At 71.3% G+C, this 20,443-nt stretch carries 19 protein-coding genes; 15 read left to right on the top strand and 4 right to left on the bottom strand.

Annotated features, from left to right (window positions below; all coding sequences use genetic code 11):
* Both DX116_RS02635 and DX116_RS02630 read left to right on the top strand, forming a co-directional pair.
* On the top strand, positions 1-1,011 hold the full coding sequence (locus tag DX116_RS02635; protein ID WP_119702646.1) for an NAD-dependent epimerase/dehydratase family protein: 1,011 nt from the start codon (positions 1-3) through the stop codon (positions 1,009-1,011).
* Positions 1,008-2,285, top strand: coding sequence for a lysophospholipid acyltransferase family protein (locus tag DX116_RS02630; protein WP_233556543.1), 1,278 nt, complete (start codon positions 1,008-1,010; stop codon positions 2,283-2,285). The genes DX116_RS02635 and DX116_RS02630 overlap by 4 nt, the downstream gene beginning before the upstream one ends.
* Before the next feature lie 212 nt (positions 2,286-2,497).
* Here DX116_RS02630 and DX116_RS02625 read toward each other — a convergent pair whose 3' ends face one another.
* The 3 genes from DX116_RS02625 to DX116_RS02615 form a co-directional block, all read right to left on the bottom strand.
* A complete protein-coding gene (locus tag DX116_RS02625; protein WP_119702645.1) occupies positions 2,498-3,574 on the bottom strand; it encodes a DUF5667 domain-containing protein in 1,077 nt (358 codons plus the stop codon).
* 115 nt (positions 3,575-3,689) lie between these two features.
* Positions 3,690-4,391, bottom strand: coding sequence for a sigma-70 family RNA polymerase sigma factor (locus DX116_RS02620; protein WP_233556542.1), 702 nt, complete (start codon positions 4,389-4,391; stop codon positions 3,690-3,692).
* Positions 4,392-4,438: 47 nt separating this feature from the next.
* On the bottom strand, positions 4,439-5,323 hold the full coding sequence (locus DX116_RS02615; RefSeq protein WP_119702643.1) for an HAD family hydrolase: 885 nt from the start codon (positions 5,321-5,323) through the stop codon (positions 4,439-4,441).
* 52 nt (positions 5,324-5,375) lie between these two features.
* Here DX116_RS02615 and DX116_RS02610 point away from each other — a divergent pair, with 52 nt between their 5' ends.
* From DX116_RS02610 to hemB, 7 genes are all read left to right on the top strand, one after another.
* Positions 5,376-6,950 carry a class I adenylate-forming enzyme family protein gene (locus DX116_RS02610; protein WP_233556541.1) on the top strand — a complete coding sequence of 525 codons (1,575 nt, stop codon included), beginning with the start codon at positions 5,376-5,378 and terminating at the stop codon, positions 6,948-6,950.
* Entirely contained in the window at positions 6,947-7,207 is a 261-nt protein-coding gene (locus DX116_RS02605; RefSeq protein WP_233556540.1) for a glutaredoxin family protein, read from the top strand. Before DX116_RS02610 ends, DX116_RS02605 begins: the two co-directional genes overlap by 4 nt.
* Before the next feature lie 233 nt (positions 7,208-7,440).
* Positions 7,441-8,139 (top strand): redox-sensing transcriptional repressor Rex, encoded by a 699-nt coding sequence (locus DX116_RS02600; RefSeq protein ID WP_119702641.1) that lies wholly within the window; start codon positions 7,441-7,443, stop codon positions 8,137-8,139.
* Positions 8,136-9,428 (top strand): glutamyl-tRNA reductase, encoded by a 1,293-nt coding sequence (locus DX116_RS02595; RefSeq protein WP_119702640.1) that lies wholly within the window; start codon positions 8,136-8,138, stop codon positions 9,426-9,428. Before DX116_RS02600 ends, DX116_RS02595 begins: the two co-directional genes overlap by 4 nt.
* Complete coding sequence (gene hemC / locus DX116_RS02590) at positions 9,425-10,360, top strand: hydroxymethylbilane synthase (protein ID WP_119702639.1); 936 nt, start codon at positions 9,425-9,427, stop codon at positions 10,358-10,360. The genes DX116_RS02595 and hemC overlap by 4 nt, the downstream gene beginning before the upstream one ends.
* 29 nt (positions 10,361-10,389) lie before the next feature.
* Positions 10,390-12,030 carry a bifunctional uroporphyrinogen-III C-methyltransferase/uroporphyrinogen-III synthase gene (locus DX116_RS02585; protein WP_119702638.1) on the top strand — a complete coding sequence of 547 codons (1,641 nt, stop codon included), beginning with the start codon at positions 10,390-10,392 and terminating at the stop codon, positions 12,028-12,030.
* Positions 12,031-12,035: 5 nt separating this feature from the next.
* A complete protein-coding gene (gene hemB / locus DX116_RS02580) occupies positions 12,036-13,010 on the top strand; it encodes a porphobilinogen synthase (RefSeq protein WP_119702637.1) in 975 nt (324 codons plus the stop codon).
* Positions 13,011-13,077: 67 nt separating this feature from the next.
* Here hemB and DX116_RS02575 read toward each other — a convergent pair whose 3' ends face one another.
* On the bottom strand, positions 13,078-14,298 hold the full coding sequence (locus DX116_RS02575; RefSeq protein ID WP_119702636.1) for a lytic transglycosylase domain-containing protein: 1,221 nt from the start codon (positions 14,296-14,298) through the stop codon (positions 13,078-13,080).
* 185 nt (positions 14,299-14,483) lie between these two features.
* Between DX116_RS02575 and hemL the strand changes: the two genes are divergently transcribed.
* The 6 genes from hemL (at position 14,484) to ccsB (ending at position 20,412) form a co-directional block, all read left to right on the top strand.
* Positions 14,484-15,800, top strand: coding sequence for a glutamate-1-semialdehyde 2,1-aminomutase (hemL, locus tag DX116_RS02570; protein WP_119702635.1), 1,317 nt, complete (start codon positions 14,484-14,486; stop codon positions 15,798-15,800).
* Positions 15,801-15,830: 30 nt separating this feature from the next.
* A complete protein-coding gene (locus tag DX116_RS02565) occupies positions 15,831-16,481 on the top strand; it encodes a histidine phosphatase family protein (RefSeq protein WP_119702634.1) in 651 nt (216 codons plus the stop codon).
* A gap of 2 nt (positions 16,482-16,483) precedes the next feature.
* Positions 16,484-17,068, top strand: coding sequence for a TlpA family protein disulfide reductase (locus tag DX116_RS02560; protein ID WP_119702633.1), 585 nt, complete (start codon positions 16,484-16,486; stop codon positions 17,066-17,068).
* Complete coding sequence (locus DX116_RS02555) at positions 17,065-17,817, top strand: cytochrome c biogenesis CcdA family protein (RefSeq protein ID WP_119702632.1); 753 nt, start codon at positions 17,065-17,067, stop codon at positions 17,815-17,817. Before DX116_RS02560 ends, DX116_RS02555 begins: the two co-directional genes overlap by 4 nt.
* A 79-nt stretch (positions 17,818-17,896) precedes the next feature.
* Positions 17,897-19,471: a cytochrome c biogenesis protein ResB gene (gene resB, locus DX116_RS02550; RefSeq protein ID WP_119702631.1), complete on the top strand. Its 1,575-nt coding sequence runs from the start codon at positions 17,897-17,899 to the stop codon at positions 19,469-19,471.
* Positions 19,468-20,412, top strand: a complete 945-nt coding sequence (gene ccsB, locus DX116_RS02545; protein ID WP_119702630.1) for a c-type cytochrome biogenesis protein CcsB — start codon at positions 19,468-19,470, stop codon at positions 20,410-20,412. The genes resB and ccsB overlap by 4 nt, the downstream gene beginning before the upstream one ends.
* Positions 20,413-20,443: the final 31 nt, after the last annotated feature.

Below are 20,443 nucleotides of genomic sequence, written 5' to 3'. Positions count from 1 at the left end.
ATGAGCCGGGTCGTCCTTGTCACAGGCGTGGCTGGCTCGTTCGCGTCCCAGGTCGCTCGCCGGCTCGTCGACCTCGGTGAGGACGCCGGCATCGGCAAGGTCGTCGGGATCGACACGATCCTTCCCGACGCCGATCTCGACGGCATGAAGTTCGTGCGGGCCGACGTCCGCACGCCGGTGATCGGCAAGGTCATCGCGGTCGAGGACGTCGACACCGTCGTCCACCTCGACGTCAACCCCCCGCAGCGCGGCCGCATCGGCGGCAAGGAGCTCAACGTCATCGGGACGATGCAGCTGCTTGCCGCCTGTCAGCGGTCGAGCACCGTGGGCAAGCTGGTGCTCGGCTCGTCGGCCGCGGTCTACGGATCGTCGCCGCGCGACCCGGCGATGTTCAACGAGTCGCTGCTGGCGCGCAACGGCGTCCGGTCGGGGTTCCCCAAGGACATCGTCGAGGTCGAGTCGTACGTCCGCGGGTTCGCCCGCCGGCGCCCCGACGTCATCATCACCACGATCCGGGCCGCCCAGGTGCTGCACGCCGACGTCGAGTCGCCGCTGCGCAACTACTTCAGCAACCCCGTGCTGCCGTCGGTGCTCGGATTCGACCCCCGTCTGCAGTTCCTGTCGCTCACCGACGCCCTCGAGATCTTCGGCCAGGCCGTCGTGCACGACCGTCCGGGCACGTTCAACGCGGCCGGCGAGGGCGTCGTGCCGCTCAGCCAGGCGGCCCGTCGTCTCGGACGTCCGCTGGTGCCGATGCCGCGCCTGGGCTTCGCCTCGGCCGCGCGGCGGTTCGTGCGTGCGATGGGCTCGGACATCCCGCCCGACCTGCACCGCCTGCTGACGTTCGGCCGCGCGGTCGACACGTCGGCGCTGCGCGAGATCTTCGGCTACGAGCCGGCCCTCACCTCCGAGCAGACGCTCGACGAGTTCGCCGCCTCGCTCCGTCCCGGCATCCTGACGGCCATGGGCCTCAGCACCCGGGGTTCGACCACAGCGGGGAGGCGTCAGTGAACGACGAGCGCAAGACCATCGGTTCCGGCGGCACCCCGGGCCGTGGCAACCGGCAGACCTCTCCGTCGGCGGCCGCGCGCTCGCTCGCCGGTGGCGCGCCTGCCAAGAAGGCCGTCGCCAAGCCCAAGAGGGCCGCAGACCCGGCCGGCAAGACGACCGCGTCCGCTGCCGCGCCGGTCGCCGCCAAGAAGACGGCGCCCAAGAAGCCCGCCCCGTCCAAGGCGACGCCCAAGAAGCCGACCGCCAGCAAGCCGGCTGCCGACCGGCCCACCAAGCCGCGTCTGCGGGCCGTCACCGACGAGGACGCCGCGGCAGCCGCAGCAGCCGCCGCCGAGGAGGCTGCCCGCCGCACCCGCACCGCGGGTGCCGCGCCCCTGTCGGCGGGCATCCCCATCGACGAGATCTTCGTCGCCGTCATCGAGGCCGCGCAGCGGGTGCTCGGGTCCGACTGGGAGTCACGCGTGGCGACCCTGCTCGCCACCGTGCGCAAGCGGCTCAGCGGCGACTACGAGATCGACGAGTTCGGCTTCGACCCCGAGATCGCCCAGGTGCTCACGGCCGCTGTCGAGCCGATCGCCGAGAAGTGGTTCCGGCTCGAGGTGCGCGGCATCGAGAACATCCCCGAGGACGGGGGAGCGCTGCTGGTCGCCAACCACTCCGGCACGGTTCCGCTCGACGGTCTCATCACGGGCTACGCGGTCAAGAAGTACTCCGGCCGCAATCTGCGCCCCCTCGGTGCCGACCTCGTCTTCGCGCTGCCCCTGGTCGGGCAGGTGGCCCGCAAGGTCGGTGCCACCCTGGCGTGCCAGGAGGATGCGGAGCGGCTGCTGACCGGCGGCGAGCTCGCCGGCGTCTGGCCCGAGGGCTTCAAGGGCATCGGCAAGCCCTTCGCCGAGCGCTACAAGCTGCAGCGGTTCGGCCGCGGCGGCTTCGTCTCGTCGGCCATGCGCGCCCAGGTGCCGATCGTCCCCGTCTCGATCGTGGGCGCCGAGGAGATCTACCCGCTGGTGGGCAACGTGCCGTCACTGGCACGCCTGCTGGGCCTGCCCTACCTGCCCATCACGCCGTTCTTCCCGCTGCTCGGACCGTTGGGCCTCATCCCGCTGCCGAGCAAGTGGATCATCGAGTTCGGCGAGCCGGTGCGCACCGACGCGTACGAGCCGCAGGCCGCGGACGACCCCATGCTGCTGTTCAACGTCACCGACCAGGTGCGCGAGACGATCCAGCAGACCCTCTACAAGCTGCTGATCGAACGAGGCAACGCGTTCTTCTGAGGCGCGCCGCTCGTCCCTCGCGGCTCCAGCGGCTCGTTCCTCGCCGCTGCCGGGCTTCGCCCGGGCGCCTGCCTTCGCTCGCTGCGCTCGCTCGGCCCTTGGTCACCGCGTTGGGCCGAGTTGCGCTCGCTCGGCCGATGGTCACCGCGTTGGGCCGAGTTGCGCTCGCTCGGCCCTTGGTCACCGTTCGGGCCAGGTTGGGCCTGCTCGCTCTACGGCTTCGGGGTGGTTCCGAGGAGGCCGTTGACGAGGCCCGGCACGAGGCCGACCTGGTCGTCGTCGCCGAGCAGTCCGCCCAGCAGGGGGTCGGTCAGCGGCGCGAGCGGCGACACGGGCGGCGTGGTCGTGGCAGGCGACGGCAGGACGCGGGTCGGCGTGGGCGCCGGGGTCGCGGAGCGCGACGAGCTCGGGGTGGCGGGCGGCGTGATGCGCGGCGACGACGCCGGCGGCGCAGCCCGGGTGGCGGTGTCTCGGGTGGGCACGACGGCAGGGAGGGCCTTGGCCAGGGGAGCGATCGACGACAAGGCGCCCACGTCGGCCGGCTCGCAGCTCGCGCACAGCGTCGCGGCCTGGGTGGCAGCCTCGGTCACGGCCGCGCTGGCCGCCGCGAGGGAGTCGCCGACGCCGTCCGGCAGCTCGCCGGACAGCTCGGACAGGCTGAGGCTCGAGGTGGCGGCGAAGCTGTTGACCTCGCGGACGGACTTCGTGGCCCCGTTGGTCGAGTAGTCGTCGAACAGCTTGCTCGACCCGGTGACGGTCGAGGCGGCGAAGTCGTCGAGGGTCTGGGCGATCAGCTCGGGGGAGCGGCCGTCGGCGCTGAGGGCCCGGGCCTCGGCCAGCCGCTCGGAGGCCTGGGCCAGCTGGAAGGCTCCGCGCGAGGCGTCGCCCCGGTGCAGGGCCAGCTCGGCGGACTCGACGCCTCGCTTGACGGGGTAGAGCATCTCGCCGGGCACGGCCGAGGCGCTGGAGGCCACGAGGCCGACCGCACCGGCCGAGGCCACGAGCACCGCGGTCGCTGTCGCGAGCCGGCGCCGGGCAGGACGATCGGGTGCGCGGTCGGTGGCGATGGGTCGGGGGGCCGGGGAAGCGGGCACCAGCACCGTGGCGGCATCGGCCATCAGCTGCGCCCGCAACGACTCGCGGAACATCGGCGTGGGCTCGACCGTCGCGGCCTCGCACAGGCTCTCGGCGAAGCGCACCAGCTCGGCGACCCCGGCGTCGGTCGGCGTGCGACCGTCGAGCGCGTCGGCGAGCTGCTGGGCGTCGTCGTGGGAGCGACGGCCGATCATGATGACGTCCTGACTGAGAGGCTGAGATAGGAAGAGGGCCTGCCGTCATGGACAACGACGGCGCAGCAGTCAAGGTTACGCGCCGAGGGCGGGACCAAGGTCCTGTTTCGGGTGGTCATCGGATGTCGTCCGGCATCGACTTGGCCAGGCTGCGCACGGCGCGCAGCTGGAGCTGCTTGATCGCACCCTCGCTGCGACCGAGGGCCGCTGCCGTCTGCGCGATCGACAGTCCTTGGATGAAGCGCATCAGGATGCAGTCGCGCTGCTCGGGCGGCAAGGAGGACACCGCGGCGAACAGCATCTCGTTGGAGATCAGCGACAGGACCTCCTGCTCGGGACTCGGTGCGTGGGTCTTGCTCTCGGGGATCGTCTCGGAGACGATCTCGAGGCGCGACCTGCTCGACTTGAAGTGGTCGGCGATCAGGTTGCGCGCGATCGTCGTCAGCCAGGCCCCGAAGTCCTTGCCCTGCCAGTTGAATCGCTGGATCGCGCGGAGCCCGCGCACGAACGTCTCGCTGGTGAGGTCCTCGGCCAGCTGCTGCGAGCCGACGCGGTAGTAGACGAACCGGAAGACGCCGGAGACGTAGTGGTCGTACAGCTGGCCGAACGCATCGGCGTCGCCCTCCTTGGCGAGGTCGACGAGGGCTCGCAGGCGGGTGGCCTCGGGATCGCTGTCGTCGCGCGGCGTGTGGCCGCCGGACGACGGCGCGTAGGCGGGGGAGTCGGCGACGGCGAGCGCCACGAGGAGTGAACGGTCGTCCGGGATCGCCAGAGCCAGCGACACGACGCCGCGCAGCATGCCCCAACGTGAAGTCACAGGCCCTCCCTGGTTCCGAGGATCGTAACCCCGACGGAGGACCTAAGTCAGTGGGTTCGTCGAATCTTTGCGCGCAGGGTGCGCCAGGTGACTCCGGCTGCGACGGCAGCGACGAAGCCCTTGCCGCCGGCCATGGCCACCTTGCGCCCCGTGCGGTAGTCGCGGACGCGCCACCCGTTGGCCTTGGCATGGGCGCGCAGGGTCGAGTCGGGGTTGACGGCGCACGGATGCCCCACCAGCGACAGCATCGGCAGGTCGTTGCTGGAGTCGGAGTAGGCGTAGCAGGCGTCGAGGTCGAGGGACTCCTGCTCGGCGATCTCGCGGATCGCGACGGCCTTGCCCTCGCCGTGGAGCATCTCGCCGACGAGCGCTCCGGTGTAGACGCCGTCGACGTGCTCGGAGACCGTCCCGAGGGCCCCCGTCAGGCCGAGACGGCGGGCGATCACCGCCGCGATCTCGACGGGCGCGGCCGTGATGAGCCAGACCCGCTGCCCGCGGTCGAGGTGCCACTGCGCGAGCGCCCGCGTGCCGGGCCAGATCTTGTCGGCCATGTGCTCGTCGAAGATCTCCTCGCCGATCTCCTCGAGCTCGGTGACGGTGTGGCCGGCGATGAAGGCCAGACCGGCCGCGCGGGCCTTGGCGATGTGCTCGGGGTCCTCGCTGCCGACCACGCGGAACCAGGCCTGCTGCCACGCCGCACGGACGAGGTCGCCGGTCGTGAAGAACTGCCGGCGGTGCAGGCCGCGCGCCAGGTGGAAGATCGAGGCGCCCTGCATGATCGTGTTGTCGACGTCGAAGAAGGCCGCGGCGGTGGGGTCCTGGGCGGCGGTCAGCTCGCGCTCGATCTGCGACGAGGCAGCAGCCGCCTGACCTGCGAGCACCGAGCGGGACTGCAGGTTGCGCTGCCGTTCGGGTCTTGCGTCCCGTGCCATGGGGCCGAGCCTAGCCCGACCGCGTGCCAGCGGCCTGTGGTTGACTCGATGCGTGACGGTGAATGTCAGTGACTACCTGCACGCTGCCGCCTCGAACGATCCTGACGGTGTCGCGCTGGTCGAGCACCGCCCGGCCCGCCGCGAGGTCACGTGGCGCGAGCTCGACGCGGCGGTCGACTCCGTCGCGCGTGCCCTCTCCGGACGCGGCCTGGTCGCGGGTCAGCGCGTCGCGGTCGTGATGGCCAACCGCATCGACCTGCCGATCGCCTACTACGGCATCCTGCGCGGCGGCATGGTGGCCGTCCCGATCAACCCGCGCTCGACGACGCGCGAGATCGGTCGCATGCTCGCCGACTCTCGGGCCCGTGTCGTGCTGTGCGACGAGGCGGGCGTCGCCCAGGTGCGCGATGCCCTGACCGACGACCACCGGGTGGGTGTCGTGGTCGACGGGGCCGCGCCCCTCGAGGGCGAGACGTCGTTCCAGAGCTTCCTGGCCGATGCGTCCGGGGCCGCCCCGGCCGCCCCGCCCGACGCCGAGGCCCTCGCGGTCGTCCTCTACACGTCCGGCACCAGCGGCAAGCCCCGCGGCGCGATGCTGACGCACCGCGCCCTGATCGCCAACACCGAGCAGATCGCCGCGCTGCAGCCGCCGGCCATGACCCCCGACGACATCTGCCTGGGGCTGCTGCCGATGTTCCACATCTACGGGCTCAACTGCGTGCTGGGCCAGGCCGTGCGGCAGGGAGCCACCGTGGTGCTCGTCGACGGGTTCGACCCGTCTCGGCTGCTCGACCTGATCCGCGACGAGGGCATCACCAACCTCCCGCTGGCACCCCCCGTCATCGCGGCCTGGGCGGGGCGCGACGACCTGCGCGAGAAGCTCGGCCACGTCACGACCATCCTGTCGGGCGCGGCAGCGCTCGACCCCGACCTCGCCGAGGCCTTCAGGGAGTCGTCCGGGCAGCAGATCGAGCAGGGCTACGGACTCACCGAGACGTCGCCGGTCATCGCGACGACCCACGGCTCCCCGCGCGACGCCCACGACCGCGTCAAGCACGGCTCGGTCGGCCGGGCGCTGCCGGGCATCCAGCTGCGGATCGTCGAGCCGGGCGGGGGCGACGCGGCTGCCGGCGACCCGGCCGAGATCTGGGTCAAGGGCGACAACCTCTTCTCGGGCTACTGGCCCGACGGGATCGACGGTCCGGACGCCGACGGCTGGTACCCCACGGGCGACGTGGGCTATCTCGACGCCGACGGCGACCTGACGCTCGTCGACCGCCTCCGCGAGCTCGTGATCGTCTCGGGCTTCAACGTCTACCCCTTCGAGGTCGAGGACGTCATCGCCGAGGTCGACGGCGTCGGTCAGGTCGCCGTGGTGGGCCTGCCCGACGAGGAGACGGGCGAGGCCGTCGTGGCCTTCGTCGTTCCGGCCAAGGACGCTCCGGCCGACGAGGCCGTGCTCCTCGAGGCGATCGACGCCCACTGCCGCACCCGGTTGGCGCGGTTCAAGCAGCCGCGACGCACGATCGCGGTCACGGGGCTGCCGCACTCGGCGACCGGCAAGGTGGCGAAGGGACGCCTGAGGGCCCTGGCGCGCAGCGAGACGCTGGGGCTCGACGCCTCGTGATCGCCCACGCCGACGACGCGCGCGTCGTCGTCTACACCCGCCAGGGCTGTCACCTGTGCGAGATCGCCGAGCAGCAGGTCGCCGAGGTGTGCGCGGCCACCGGAGACACGTGGGTGCGGGTCGACATCGACGACGACCCCGACCTGCGGGCCCGCTTCACCGAACAGGTCCCCGTCACGTTCGTCGACGGTGCGCAGCACGACTTCTGGCGTGTCGACCCGACCCGCCTGCAGAAGGCGTTGGCTCGTCGACGGTGACCCGGACGGCCCCACGTCGGCCGTGCGGGCCTGGTGACGTCGGTCACTCCTGGTGCGTCGCCACGACGCGGCGGACGCCTGTGGCGCACCGCGGTGAGCCTGTCACGCACCCCGATCGGTGACCCCGCGGCGTCGCTCGATTTGGTTCCCACGTTCACAAACTCTTAAACTGGGGAAGCACCCGGTGCCCGTCCCGCAAGGGATAATCCCCAGCATCGCGGCGCAGGAGCACCGTGACACTACTTCGCAGCCCTCGGCTCGCCGACGGAACTGCCCGTGGCATCCCCGACGCCACCGTGGCCCGTCTGCCTGTCTACCTCCGTGCGCTCAACGCCCTCGCCGAGCGCGGCGTGCTGTCGTGCGCGTCGGGCGAGCTGGCCGAGCAGGCCGGGGTCAATCCCGCCAAGCTGCGCAAGGACCTGTCGTACCTCGGCTCGTACGGCACCCGCGGAGTCGGCTACGACGTCGAGTACCTGCGCTACCAGATCGCCCGCGAGATGGGGCAGACCCAGGACTGGGACGTCGTCATCGTCGGGGTCGGCAACCTCGGCTCGGCGCTGTCGGCCTACCAGGGGTTCAGCACCCGCGGCATCCGCGTGGCCGCGCTCGTCGACGCAGACCCTCAGCGCGTCGGCACCACGATCTCCGGCATCGTCGTCAGCCCGGTCGACCAGCTGCAGGCCGTCGTGACAGAGCGGCGCATCTCGATCGGTGTCATCGCGACGCCCGGCGAGGCCGCCCAGCAGGTCGCCGACCAGCTGGTGTCGGCCGGCATCACGAGCATCCTGAACTTCGCGCCCGCCATCGTGCAGGTGCCCGAAGGGGTCGACGTCCGCAAGGTCGACCTCTCGATCGAGCTGCAGATCCTGGCGTACCACGAGCAGCGCAAGACCAGTACGACGAGCAGAGCAGTCAAGGAAGTAGGCGCATGAGCGTGTTGGTGGTGGGCATGTCCCACAAGTCGGCCCCGATCGACGTCCTCGAGCACGCCTCGCTCGACGTCGACGCGGCGGTCAAGCTCTCGCACCTCGCGCTCGAGACGCCCTTCGTCACCGAGTCCGTCGTCATCTCGACCTGCAACCGCGTCGAGATCTACGTCGAGGCCGAGCGCTTCCACGGTGCCGTCGAGGAGGTCTCGCGGCTGCTGGCCGAGCAGTCGGGCCTCGACCGGGACGAGTTCGTGCGTCACGTCTACGTCCACTTCGACGAGGCCGCCGTCGCCCACCTGTTCGGCGTGGCCTCGGGCATGGACTCGATGATCCTGGGCGAGAGCCAGATCCTCGGACAGGTGCGCGAGGCGCTGCACTCGGCGCAGGCCGAGTCGACCGTGGGCTCGGCGCTCAACGCCCTGTTCCAGCAGGCCCTGCGCATCGGCAAGCGCGGCCACGCCGAGACCGGCATCGACCGGCTCGCACCCTCGATCGTCACCGCCGGCCTCGACGCTGCCGGCCCGGTCGTCGACGGGGCCGACACGCGCTTCCTCGTCGCGGGCGCGGGCACCATGGCGAGCCTCGCGGTGCGCACGCTGATCGACCGCGGCGTCGAGCCGCACCGCATCATGGTCGCCAACCGCACCTACCAGCGCGCCTATGCGCTCGTCGCGACCTTCGGCGTCAGCGCGGTCCGCTGGCAGGCGCTCGACGTCGAGCTCTCCGCCGCCGACGTCCTGATCAGCTGCACCGGGGCCAGCGGTGTCGTGTTCGACCGCGACCGCATCGCCGACGCGGCGGGCGGACGGCCGATGTCGGTCATCGACCTCGCCCTGCCGCGCGACGTCGACCCCGCGGTGCGCGAGCTCGAGGGCATCGACCTGATCGACCTGGTCGTGCTGTCGGAGGCCGCCGCCAACGCCGAGCTCGCCGCCGACGTGCGGCAGGTGCAGACGATCGTCGAGTCCGAGGTGCGCACCTTCCTGGCCGCCAAGGCCGCCTCGCACATCACGCCCACGGTCATCGCTCTGCGCACCATGGCGACCGACATCGTGGCCGCCGAGCAGGCCCGCATCGAGTCGCGGCTGCCCAACCTCACCGACGACGAGCGTGCCGACGTCCGCAAGGCCCTGCACCGGGTGGCCGAGAAGCTGATCCATGCGCCGACGGTGCGCGTCCAGCAGCTGATCGACGGCCCCGCCGACCTGACCTACGCCGATGCGCTGGCCGATCTGTTCGCCCTCGACCAGTCGGCGGTCGACGCCGTCACGCGGGTCGGTGAGTCGTCATGACGACCGACCGTCCGTCCCTGCGGCTGGGCACGCGAGCCAGCGAGCTCGCGATGACCCAGTCGGGCATGATCGCCGACCGCCTGCGCACCGAGTGCGGCGTCGACGTCGAGCTCGTCACGATCTCCACCGAGGGCGACCGCAGCAGCGCGCCGCTGGCGTCGATGGGCGGTCAGGGCGTGTTCGTCGCGGCCCTGCGGGAGGCGCTGGTGCGCGGCGACGTCGACTTCGCCGTCCACTCGCTGAAGGACCTGCCGACGACGCCCGACCCGCGTCTCACCGTTGCCGCGATCCCGCGTCGCGAGGACCCGCGCGACGTCCTCGTGGCCCGCGACGGCCTCACCCTCGGTGAGCTGCCGCACGGATCGCGCATCGGCACGGGCTCGCCCCGGCGCGAGGCCCAGCTCAACGCCCTCGGGCTGGGTGTCGAGGTCGTCGCCATCCGCGGCAACGTCGGCACCCGCATCGGCAAGATCGCCGCAGGCGACGTCGACGGCGTGCTGCTGGCTCGTGCCGGCCTGCTGCGCCTCGACCGTGCCGACGAGGCCACCGAGGTCATCGATCCCCTCCAGATGCTCCCCGCCCCCGGGCAGGGAGCGCTGGCCTGCGAGTGCCGCGTCGACGACGACGCGACCACCCGCCTGCTCGCGCGTCTCGACGACAGCGACACCCGTGCTGCCGTCACCGCCGAGCGAAGCCTCCTCGCCACCCTCGAGGCTGGTTGCAGTGCCCCGGTGGGAGCCCTGGCCGAGATCGCCGACGGCGATCACGGCGACGAGCTCTGGCTCCGTGCCGTGGTCGGAGACGTCTCCGGCTCGCCCACCATCCGACTGTCCGCGACCGGCCTGCCTTCCGAGGCCGCCGCGGTCGGTGAACGTCTTGCTGTCGAGATGCTCGCCGAAGGTGCCGACGCCCTCGTGGCCGCCGCCCTCTGACCCCCTGACAGACCGAGAAAAGGACCACAGTGACCATCACCACTGCGACTCGAGAAGCCGCGACTCCCGATGCCCCGACCCCGACCCCGAGCGCACGCAAGGCCCCCCGCGGCCACGTGAGCTTCGTCGGCGCCGGGCCGGGCGACGCGAGCCTTCTGACGGTTCGCGCGGCCGAGCTCCTCGCCCAGGCCGACGTCGTCATCACCGAGCTGCCCGAGCAGTCGGCCCTCGTCACCAACGGTGCCGAGATCGTCGACGGGGGCATCGGCGACGACGGCGAGCCGCTGACGCACGCGGCGCGAGGACGTCTGGTCGTCAAGCACGCCAAGACCGGCGCCCACGTCGTGCGCCTCATCGCGGGCGACCCGTTCACCTACGCGACCGGGCCCGAGGAGGCCGCCGCCTGCAGCAAGGCCGGCATCGGCTTCGAGATCGTCCCCGGCATCTCGTCGATCTCGGCGGTCCCGGCCTACGCCGGCGTGCCGCTGACCAACCGGACGCACCGCGAGTACTCGGTCGTCAGCGTGGGCGACTCGACCATCACCTGGGCCGACCACGTCAGCGAGGACACCCTCGTGCTGCTGTCGGCCGTGGCCCGCATCGGCGAGGTCGCGACGGGCCTGATCGACGCCGGTCGCAAGCCCGACACCCCGGTCGCGATGACCCGTGTCGGCACGACGACCGAGCAGACCACCGTCGTCTCGACGCTGGCCGAGATCGCGGCCGACGCCAAGGCGGCCGGCATGACGGCCCCCGCCATCACGGTCGTCGGCGAGGTCGTCTCGATGCGCGAGGCGCTGTCGTGGTTCGAGACCAAGCCGCTGTACGGCTGGCGCATCCTCGTCCCGCGCACCAAGGAGCAGTCGGCCGGCCTGGCGTCGCGCCTGCGCGGCTTCGGCGCGATCTCCGAGGAGGTCCCGACGATCTCGGTCGAGCCGCCGCGCAACCCGCAGCAGATGGACAAGGCCGTCCGCGGCCTCGTCGAGGGCCGCTACGAGTGGGTCGCGTTCACCAGCGTCAACGCCGTCAAGGCCGTGCGCGAGAAGTTCGAGGAGTACGGGCTCGACGCCCGCGCCTTCTCGGGCCTGAAGATCGCCGCGGTCGGCGACAAGACCGCCGAGGCCATCGCCACGTGGGGCATCCGCGCCGACCTCATCCCCTCGGGCGAGCAGTCCGCCCGCGGCCTGCTCGACGACTGGCCGCCGTACGACGACCTGCTCGACCCCATCAACCGGGTGTTCCTGCCGCGCGCCGACATCGCGACCGAGACGCTCGTGGCCGGCCTGATCGATCTCGGCTGGGAGGTCGACGACGTCACGGCCTACCGCACCGTCCGGGCGGCCCCGCCGCCGGCGCCGACGCGTGAGGCGATCAAGACCGGCAAGTTCGACGCGGTCATGTTCACCTCGTCGTCCACGGTGCGCAACCTCGTCGGCATCGCCGGCAAGCCGCACACGTCGACGATCATCGCGTGCATCGGTCCCGCGACGGCCAAGACGGCCGAGGAGCACGGCCTGCGCGTCGACGTGGTCGCCGACTCGCCGTCCGTCGAGGTGCTGGCCGACACGCTCGCCGAGTTCGGTGCGGCGCGTCGTCTGGGCTTCGTCGAGGCCGGCGAGCCCGTCACCAAGCCGTCGCAGAAGCGTCCGTCGACGCGTCGCAAGGTCTGACGCACATGTCGTTTCCTGCCGACCGTCCTCGTCGCCTGCGCTCGTCGCCGGCGATGAGGCGGCTGGTGGCCGAGACGCACGTGCAGCCGTCGCAGCTCGTGCTGCCGATGTTCGTGGCCGAGGGACGCACCGAGGTGCGTCCGATCGCGAGCATGCCGGGCGTCGTCCAGCACACGCGCGACAGCGCGCGGCGGGCGTATGCCGAGGCGGCCGAGCTGGGGCTGGGCGGCGTGATGCTGTTCGGCCTGCCCGAGCGCAAGGACGCCACCGGCTCGGGCGCGCTCGATCCCGACGGCATCCTCAACGTCGCGCTGGCCGACGCACGGGCCGAGGTCGGCGACGACCTGCTGGTGATGGCCGATCTGTGCCTCGACGAGTTCACCGACCACGGACACTGCGGCGTGCTCGACGCACGGGGCCGCGTCGACAACGACGCCACGGTCGAGATCTACGCGCAGATGGGTGTCGTGCAGGCCGAGGCCGGCGCGCACGTCGTCGCCCCCAGCGGCATGATGGACGGCCAGGTCGGCGCGATCCGCGCCGCGCTCGACGATGCGGGCCACGACGAGACCGTCATCCTGGCCTATGCGGCCAAGTACTCGTCGGCGTTCTACGGTCCGTTCCGCGAGGCCGTCGACTCGTCGCTGCAGGGCGATCGCAAGACGTACCAGCAGGACCCCGCCAACGGACGCGAGGCTATCCGCGAGACCCTCCTCGACATCGAGGAAGGCGCCGACATCGTCATGGTCAAGCCGGCCCTGTCATACCTCGACCTGATCGCCGACGTGCGTGCGGCGGTCGACGTTCCGGTCGCGGCCTACAACATCTCCGGCGAGCTGGCGATGGTCGAGGCCGCGGCGGCCAACGGCTGGATCGATCGCGAGCGCGCGATCGACGAGATCATCGTGTCGATCCGCCGGGCCGGCGCCGACATCGTGCTGACGTACTGGGCGGCCGAGCTGGCAGCACGCCTGCGCTGACGCACACGATCACATGACGAGGGGCCCGGTTCGTCAGAACCGGGCCCCTCGTCGTGTGCGTCAGCGCTCAGTGCATGAGGTCGTAGACGCAGGCGTCGAACTTGTCCTTCGGCAGACCGAGGGGGAACTGCAGACCGCAGCGGAGGTTCGCCTCGGTCAAGCCCAGCAAGCCTGTGATGGGCTCGGTGATCGGCGCCAGAGGGGTGTCCTTGACGCCGTCCTGGATGCCGCCCCCCAACGTTCCACTGGGCTTCTTGGTGGGCGACGGCGTCGGGGTCGGCTTGGAACCGTCACCCGAGCCACTGGGGCTGCCGCTGCCTGAACCGCCGCCCGCCGGTGCCTTCGTCGGGTTCGTGCTCGACGGCTTGGCCGTCTTCTTGGGGGCCGCAGCCTTCTTCTCGGCCTTCTTCTGCGACGTGGCGGCGCGGTCGCGCTGGGCCGGGGTCAGCGTCTGGTCCCTCGACGAGGACGTCAGGACCGGCGAGGTCGACATGCCGTCGGGGGACTTGGTGAAGTCGCCGTTGGCGTAGGCCGCCGAGATCTTGAGCACCAGGTCGACGTACGCGTCGGAGTTGTTGTAGCGCTTGACCGCTGCTGCCGCGTCGGAGGTCTTGGCCAGGTCGCCCTCACCCGCGCACAGGTAGATGCCGGCCGACGTGGCCGCGTCGTTGATGCTCTGGGGGTTCTTGGTGCCGTCGTTGTCGGAGTCGACGCCGACGGACTTCCAGGTGCCGGGGATGAACTGCATCGGGCCGACGGCCAGGTCGAAGACCGAGTTCTTGTCGAGGGCACCGCTGTCGGTGTCACCGATCTTGGCCCGCCCGTCGTTGCCGTCGAGCGGCACGCCGTAGATGCCGGGCTGGGCGATGCCGTCGGAGTCGAGCGCGTTGCCGTTGCTGCGGCCGTGGTTGGACTCGACGCGGCCGATCGCCGCGACCAGGTTCCAGGGCAGGTGGCACTTCTCGTCGGCCTTGCCGAGCAGGGTCTCGGCGCGGCGGTAGGCCGACAGGGCCGAGGTGGGGATGCCGTTGGTCGACAGCGTGGCGACGGTGCCGGCGGCACCGGCCTTCTGGTCGACGCCGGCCGGCACGCCGGCAGGGGTCTGCTGGACGCTGGCGGGCTGCTCGAAGGCTGTGGCGGGCACGTCGGGGATGTCGGAGTCGGCGATGCCGTCGGAGGCCGTCGCCAGCCCCGAGTTGCCGAGCGCGGCGCCCCAGGCGACCACGAGCACGCCCATCGGAACGAGTGCGCCGGCCTTCTGCCAGCGCGTGAGCTTGCGAGCCCCCATGTGTCCACCCTCCCAGTTCGACATCCGCGTCCATGCCGAGTGCGTAAACCGATGTTACCGGCGATTAACGTCGGCGGCCACCTCGCCCGTGGCGCACGACACACGATCAACGACCCGGAGCCCCGGGAGGTTACGAGCGGGACGCCGCCGTCGGGCCCGGTTGGGCGGCGCGGGACAATGGAGCCGTGACGTCCTCTCCTGCTTCGCAGCATCTCTTCGAGCGCGCCCGTGCCGTCTCGCCCGGCGGGGTCAACTCGCCCGTGCGGGCCTTCCGGGCCGTCGGTGGCACGCCGATCTTCATGGCGTCCGGCGAAGGCGCCTGGCTCACCGACGTCGACGGGCGTCGCTACGTCGATCTCGTGGGCTCGTGGGGCCCGATGCTGCTGGGCCACGCCCACCCCGAGGTCATCTCTGCGGTCGGTGCGGCCGCTGCCCGCGGCACGTCGTTCGGCACGCCCAGCGAGCCCGAGGTGCTGCTCGCCGAGGAGATCGTCGCGCGCACGTCCGCCGAGATGGTGCGCATGGTCTCGTCGGGCACCGAGGCCACCATGTCGGCCATCCGGCTGGCCCGCGGGTTCACCGGCCGCGACAAGATCGTGAAGTTCGCCGGCTGCTACCACGGTCACGTCGACGCGCTGCTCGCCGAGGCGGGCTCGGGCGTCGTGACGCTCGGGCTGCCCGAGACGCCGGGCGTGCCGGCCCACGTCACCGCCGACACGATCGTCCTGCCGTACAACGACCGGGCGGCGGTCGAGGCGGCCTTCGCCGAGCACGGCGACCAGATCGCCTGCCTGATCACCGAGGCGGCGGCCGGCAACATGGGCGTCGTCCCGCCCGAGCCCGGGTTCAACGAGTTCTTGTCGCAGACGTGCGCCCGCCACGGCGCGCTGTTCATCAGCGACGAGGTCATGACGGGCTTCCGCGTCACGCGGTCGGGCCACTGGGGCCTCGACGGGCAGCGCGAGGGCTGGGCGCCCGATCTCGTCACGTTCGGCAAGGTCATGGGCGGTGGCTTCCCGGCCGCGGCCTTCGGCGGACGTCGCGACGTCATGGAGCAGCTCGCCCCGTCCGGCCCCGTCTACCAAGCAGGCACGCTGTCGGGCAATCCCATCGCGACGACGGCGGGCCTCACGACCCTGCGGCTCGCCGACGACGAGGCGTACGGCCGTCTCGACGCGGCATCGCAGCAGCTGCAGTCGATGGTCACCGAGGCGCTCGTCGAGGCCGGTGTCGCCCACGCGCTGCAGAACGCCGGCAGCATGTTCAGCGTCTTCTGGGGCGTCGACGGGCCGGTGACCGACTTCGCCGGCGCGCAGTCGCAGGAGGCGTGGCGCTACAAGCCCTTCTTCCACGCGATGCTCGACGCCGGCGTCTACCTGCCGCCCAGCGCCTTCGAGTGCTGGTTCGTCTCGGCTGCCCACGACGACCAGGCACTCTCTACAATTGCCGCGGCTCTGCCGAACGCCGCGCGCGCCGCCGCCCAGGCCGTCCCCGCGAGCTAGACCGGCTCCGTCCGAACAGATAGAGGCACCATGTCCGAACGTACGATCGTGCACCTGATGCGCCACGGTGAGGTCCACAACCCCGAGGGCGTCCTCTACGGCCGGCTCCCCAAGTTCGTGCTGTCCGAGCTGGGTCACCAGATGGCGGCCCGCGTGGCCGAGCACCTGTCGAAGAACGAGATCGTGCACATGGTCGCCTCGCCGCTCGAGCGCGCCCAGCAGACCGCCGAGCCGCTCTCGACGCTGCTCGAGGTGCCGATCGTCACCGACGACCGCGTCATCGAGGCCGACAACCTCTTCGAGGGCAAGACCGTCGGCGTCGGCAACGGCGCCTTCACCAACCCGCGCAACTGGTGGATGCTGCGCAACCCGTTGCGTCCGTCGTGGGGCGAGCCCTACAAGGAGATCGCCTCGCGCATGCAGGCGGCCGTCGCCGACGCACGGGACGCCGCGCGCGGCCACGAGGCCGTCATCGTCTCGCACCAGCTGCCGGTGTGGATCGCGCGCCGTGCCTACGAGCAGAAGAGCTTCGTGCACGACCCCCGCAAGCGGCAGTGCACGCTCGCCAGCCTGACGAGCCTGACCTTCGACGGCGACGACTTCGTGGGGTTCACCTACAGCGAGCCCGCCGGGGACCTGCTGCCCGCGCCGTTGCGCGGCAAGGTCGTCGGCGGAGCCTGATCATGTCCCATCGCCCCCTCCGCGCCGTCTCGACCCTCGCCGTCCTGCTCGCGCTGACGGTGCTCGCCGCGTGCAGCGGGGCGGGCAACCGCGGCACCACCAACGGCTTCGTGTCGGGCGACGGGTCGATCACCACGGTCGACGTCGCCGACCGCGAGAAGGCCCCGGTGCTCGAGGGCGAGGGGCTCGACGGACGTCCGCTCTCGACCGCCGACTTCGCCGGCAAGACCATCGTGGTCAACCTGTGGGGCCCCTGGTGCGCCCCGTGCCTCGCCGAGGCGCCCGAGCTCAACGAGGTCGCCACGCAGTACGCCGACAAGGGCGTGCAGTTCGTGGGCGTGCTGACCCGCTCGAAGGATCCCTCGTCGGCCATCGCGTTCAACCGCAACAAGGGCATCACGTACCCCAGCTTCAAGGACGAGGGCGGCAAGCTCGAGCTCGGCTTCAACGACAGCCTGCCCACGCTCGCCATCCCCACCACCTGGATCATCGACTCCAAGGGACGCGTCGCGGCACGCGTGCTCGACAAGGTCTCGGCCTCGACGCTGGCCAACCTGATCGACGACGTCCAGAAGAGCACCGCGTGACCGACTGGTTCCAGGACACGGCCTACTCGGGCAACCTGCTGCTTGCGGTGCCGGTGGCTGCCCTCGCCGGGCTCGTGTCGTTCTTCTCACCGTGCGTGCTGCCGCTGCTGCCCGGCTACCTGTCCTATGTCTCGGGCGTCGCCGCGCAGGACCTCGAGACCGCCCGGCGCGGCCGTCTGCTGGCCGGCGCGGTGCTGTTCGTGCTCGGCTTCAGCGCGGTATTCGTGCTGGGCGGCGCGTTGTTCGGCTTCTTCGGCCAGCGGCTCGAGGAGCACCAGGACACGCTGTCGATCATCGCCGGCGTGCTCATCATCGTGATGGGCCTGGCCTTCATCGGGCTGGTGCCGCTGATGCAGCGCGACATCCGCGTCCATGCCGTGCCGGCCATCGGCCTGGCGGCCGCCCCCCTGCTGGGCTTCTTCTTCGGTGTCGGGTGGGCACCGTGCGTCGGCCCGACGCTGTCGGCCGTGCTGGGGCTGTCGGTCGCCACCGATGACGCGACAGCGTCACGGGGAGCGTTCCTGACGCTGGTCTACTGCTTGGGTCTCGGCATCCCGTTCGTGCTGGCGGCGCTGGGATTCGGCCGTTTCATGCACGCCGTGTCGTGGTTCAAGCGCCACCAGCGGGCCGTCTCGGTCACGGGCGGGCTCGTGCTCATCGCCGTCGGCGTCCTGCTCGTCTCGGGGCTGTGGACCGACCTGGTCGACGAGATGCTGACGTGGGTCCGCGGATTCGAGGCACCGGTATGAGCGAGCGCCAGCGAGCGAGTCATGAGGCAGTGATCATGGCGGCACCTCCGTATCCTTGCTCGTCCTCGGAGGTGTCGGCATGAGCGACAACGCCGTCCCGGCGCTGGGCCGCCGCGAGTTCACGCGGTGGTTCTGGCGCCAGCTGACGTCCATGCGCACGGCGCTGATGCTGCTGCTCCTGCTGGCGATCGCCGCGGTGCCCGGCTCGCTCTACCCGCAGCGCGGCGTCGACGCCCGCGCCGTCGAGACGTACTTCCTCGACCACCCCAAGCTCGCGCCGGTGCTCGACAACCTGGGCATGTTCGCGGTCTACAGCACGCCATGGTTCAGCGCCGTCTACCTGCTGCTGATGGTCTCGCTCGTCGGCTGCATCCTGCCGCGCTCGTTCGTCTACCTGAAGGCCGTCAGAGCTCGTCCGCCCAAGGCGCCGCGCAACTTCTCGCGGCTGCCGGCGTCCACGTCGTTCGAGACCGACCGATCGCCCGACGAGGTCGTGGCGGCGGCCCGCCAGGCGCTGGGGCGTGCCCGCACCGACGTCGTCGACCGTGCGGGCGACGACGGCGAGGTCGTGCGCGAGGTCAGCGCCGAGAGGGGCTTCCTGCGCGAGGCCGGCAACCTGCTGTTCCACGTCAGCATCGTCGTCGTGCTGATCGGCGTCGCGGTCGGGACGCTGTTCGGCTACCGCGGCTCGGTCATCGTCACCGACGAGGGCGGCCAGTTCACCAACCTGCTGCCGCAGTACGACGAGTTCAGCTCGGGCACGCTGTTCACGAGCAGCGACCTGCCGCCGTTCTCGTTGACGCTCGACAAGGTCACGGCGCGCTTCCAGCGCTTCGGCAGCCCGCAGGCCGGCGCGCCCCGCGAGTTCCGCGCGCAGGGCACCTACTCCTCCACGCGCGGGGGCGCCGACAAGCCCTTCGACATCACGGTCAACCACCCGTTGTCGATCGGCAGCACGTCGGTCTACCTGCTCGGCCAGGGCTACGCCCCCGTCTTCAAGATCACCGACGCCCAGGGCGACGTGGTCTTCGACGACGCCGTGCCGTTCCTGCCCGCCGACGCCACCTACACGTCCAACGGCATCATCAAGGTCTCCGAGGCGCGGCCCGAGCAGCTCGGCTTCCAGGGGTTCTTCCTGCCCACGGCCGTCACGCGCGGCGGCCAGGAGCTCTCGACGTCGGCGCACCCGGCCGCGGCCAACCCCCTGGTGGGCCTCAACGTGTGGCACGGCGACCTCGGCCTCGACGACGGCCGGTCGCAGTCGGTGTTCATCCTCGACAAGTCGAAGATGACCCAGTACAAGGACGGCGACAAGAACGTCCGCATCAGCCTGCAGCCCGGCATGACCGCCGACCTGCCCGGCGGCGGGACGATCCAGTTCACCGAGCTGCGGCAGTTCGCGCGGTTCCAGATCGGCTCGGCGCCGTTGGTCAAGGTGCCGCTGTTCGGCATCGTCGCGGGACTGATCGGTCTCATGGTGTCGCTGTCGGTCAAGCCGCGGCGCACGTGGATTCGTACCCGTCGGGACGGCTCACGTACCGTGGTGGACGTCGCCGTGCTCGATCGTGTACCCAGGGACGACCTGCCCGCCGACCTGGATGACTTCCTCGAGCGGTTCAAGGACGCGCTCGGCGAGACCGAGGAGAAGGCATGAGCCCAGAGACCCTGAAGACGTTGGCGCAGGCGTCCAACTACGCCGTGGCGTCGGCCACCGGCGTCCTGGCGCTGGCCTTCGTGGCGTACGTCGCCCAGTGGGGGTTCGCGCGCAAGCTCGCCCCCGAGCGCGAGCTCGTCAACGCGGGCTCCGTCGAGGGCGGCTCCGGTGCCGACGATCCCGCCGAGCGCAGCAACATGGCCGGCGGCATCGGCCTGTCGCTGACGACCCTGGCCACGCTGGTGCTGCTCGTCGGCGTGGCCACGCGCGGGCTGGCCGCGCAGCGCGTCCCGTGGGGCAACATGTACGAGTTCGGCTGCGCCGCGACCCTGGCGGCGCTGATCGCGTACCTCGTGCTGGTGCGGGTGTGGGAGATCGAGTGGGTCGGTCCGATCATCACGGGCTTCGGCACGGTCGTGCTGGGCGCCTCGGCGATGGTCTACGTGCCCGCCGGCCCCCTGGTGCCGGCGCTGCACTCGTACTGGCTCGTCATCCACGTGCTCGGGGCGATGATCTCGGGCTCGGCGTTCCTCGTGGGCGCCGCGGCGTCGGTGCTGTACCTCGTCAAGTCGCGGGCCGAGCGCACGACGCCCGAGGACGAGCGCAGGGGCTTCCTGTGGCGCATCCCCTCGTCGGCCAAGATCGACCAGGTCGCCTACCGGGTCCATGCCTTCGCGTTCCCGATCTGGACGTTCGCCGCCCTGATCGCCGGACCCATCTGGGCGCAGTACGCCTGGGGCCGCTACTGGGGCTGGGACCCCAAGGAGGTGTGGGCCTTCATCACCTGGGTCGTCTACGCCGGCTACCTGCACGCCCGCGCGACGGCAGGCTGGAAGGGCAAGGCCGCCGCGATCCTGGCCCTCATCGGCTTCGCGACGTTCGTGTTCAACTTCGTCGGCGTCAACCTGTGGGTCGGCGGCATGCACTCCTACGCCAAGTAGGGCGCACGGCTCGTCCCTCGCCGCTCCAGCC

This window comes from Aeromicrobium endophyticum (genome assembly GCF_003586285.1).
Taxonomy (GTDB): Bacteria; Actinomycetota; Actinomycetes; order Propionibacteriales; family Nocardioidaceae; genus Aeromicrobium; species Aeromicrobium endophyticum.
The sequence above is the reverse complement of the archived record's forward strand: the minus strand, read 5'-3'. Positions and strand labels throughout refer to the sequence as shown.

Coding starts and splice junctions, on each gene's coding strand:
- DX116_RS02635 (WP_119702646.1), top strand. CDS start 1: ATGAGCCGGGTCGTCCTTGTCACAGGCGTGGCTGGCTCGTTCGCGTCC.
- DX116_RS02625 (WP_119702645.1), bottom strand. CDS start 3,574: ATGATCGGCCGTCGCTCCCACGACGACGCCCAGCAGCTCGCCGACGCG.
- DX116_RS02615 (WP_119702643.1), bottom strand. CDS start 5,323: ATGGCACGGGACGCAAGACCCGAACGGCAGCGCAACCTGCAGTCCCGC.
- DX116_RS02595 (WP_119702640.1), top strand. CDS start 8,136: ATGAGCGTGTTGGTGGTGGGCATGTCCCACAAGTCGGCCCCGATCGAC.
- hemC (WP_119702639.1), top strand. CDS start 9,425: ATGACGACCGACCGTCCGTCCCTGCGGCTGGGCACGCGAGCCAGCGAG.
- hemB (WP_119702637.1), top strand. CDS start 12,036: ATGTCGTTTCCTGCCGACCGTCCTCGTCGCCTGCGCTCGTCGCCGGCG.
- DX116_RS02575 (WP_119702636.1), bottom strand. CDS start 14,298: ATGGGGGCTCGCAAGCTCACGCGCTGGCAGAAGGCCGGCGCACTCGTT.
- DX116_RS02565 (WP_119702634.1), top strand. CDS start 15,831: ATGTCCGAACGTACGATCGTGCACCTGATGCGCCACGGTGAGGTCCAC.
- DX116_RS02560 (WP_119702633.1), top strand. CDS start 16,484: ATGTCCCATCGCCCCCTCCGCGCCGTCTCGACCCTCGCCGTCCTGCTC.
- resB (WP_119702631.1), top strand. CDS start 17,897: ATGAGCGACAACGCCGTCCCGGCGCTGGGCCGCCGCGAGTTCACGCGG.
- ccsB (WP_119702630.1), top strand. CDS start 19,468: ATGAGCCCAGAGACCCTGAAGACGTTGGCGCAGGCGTCCAACTACGCC.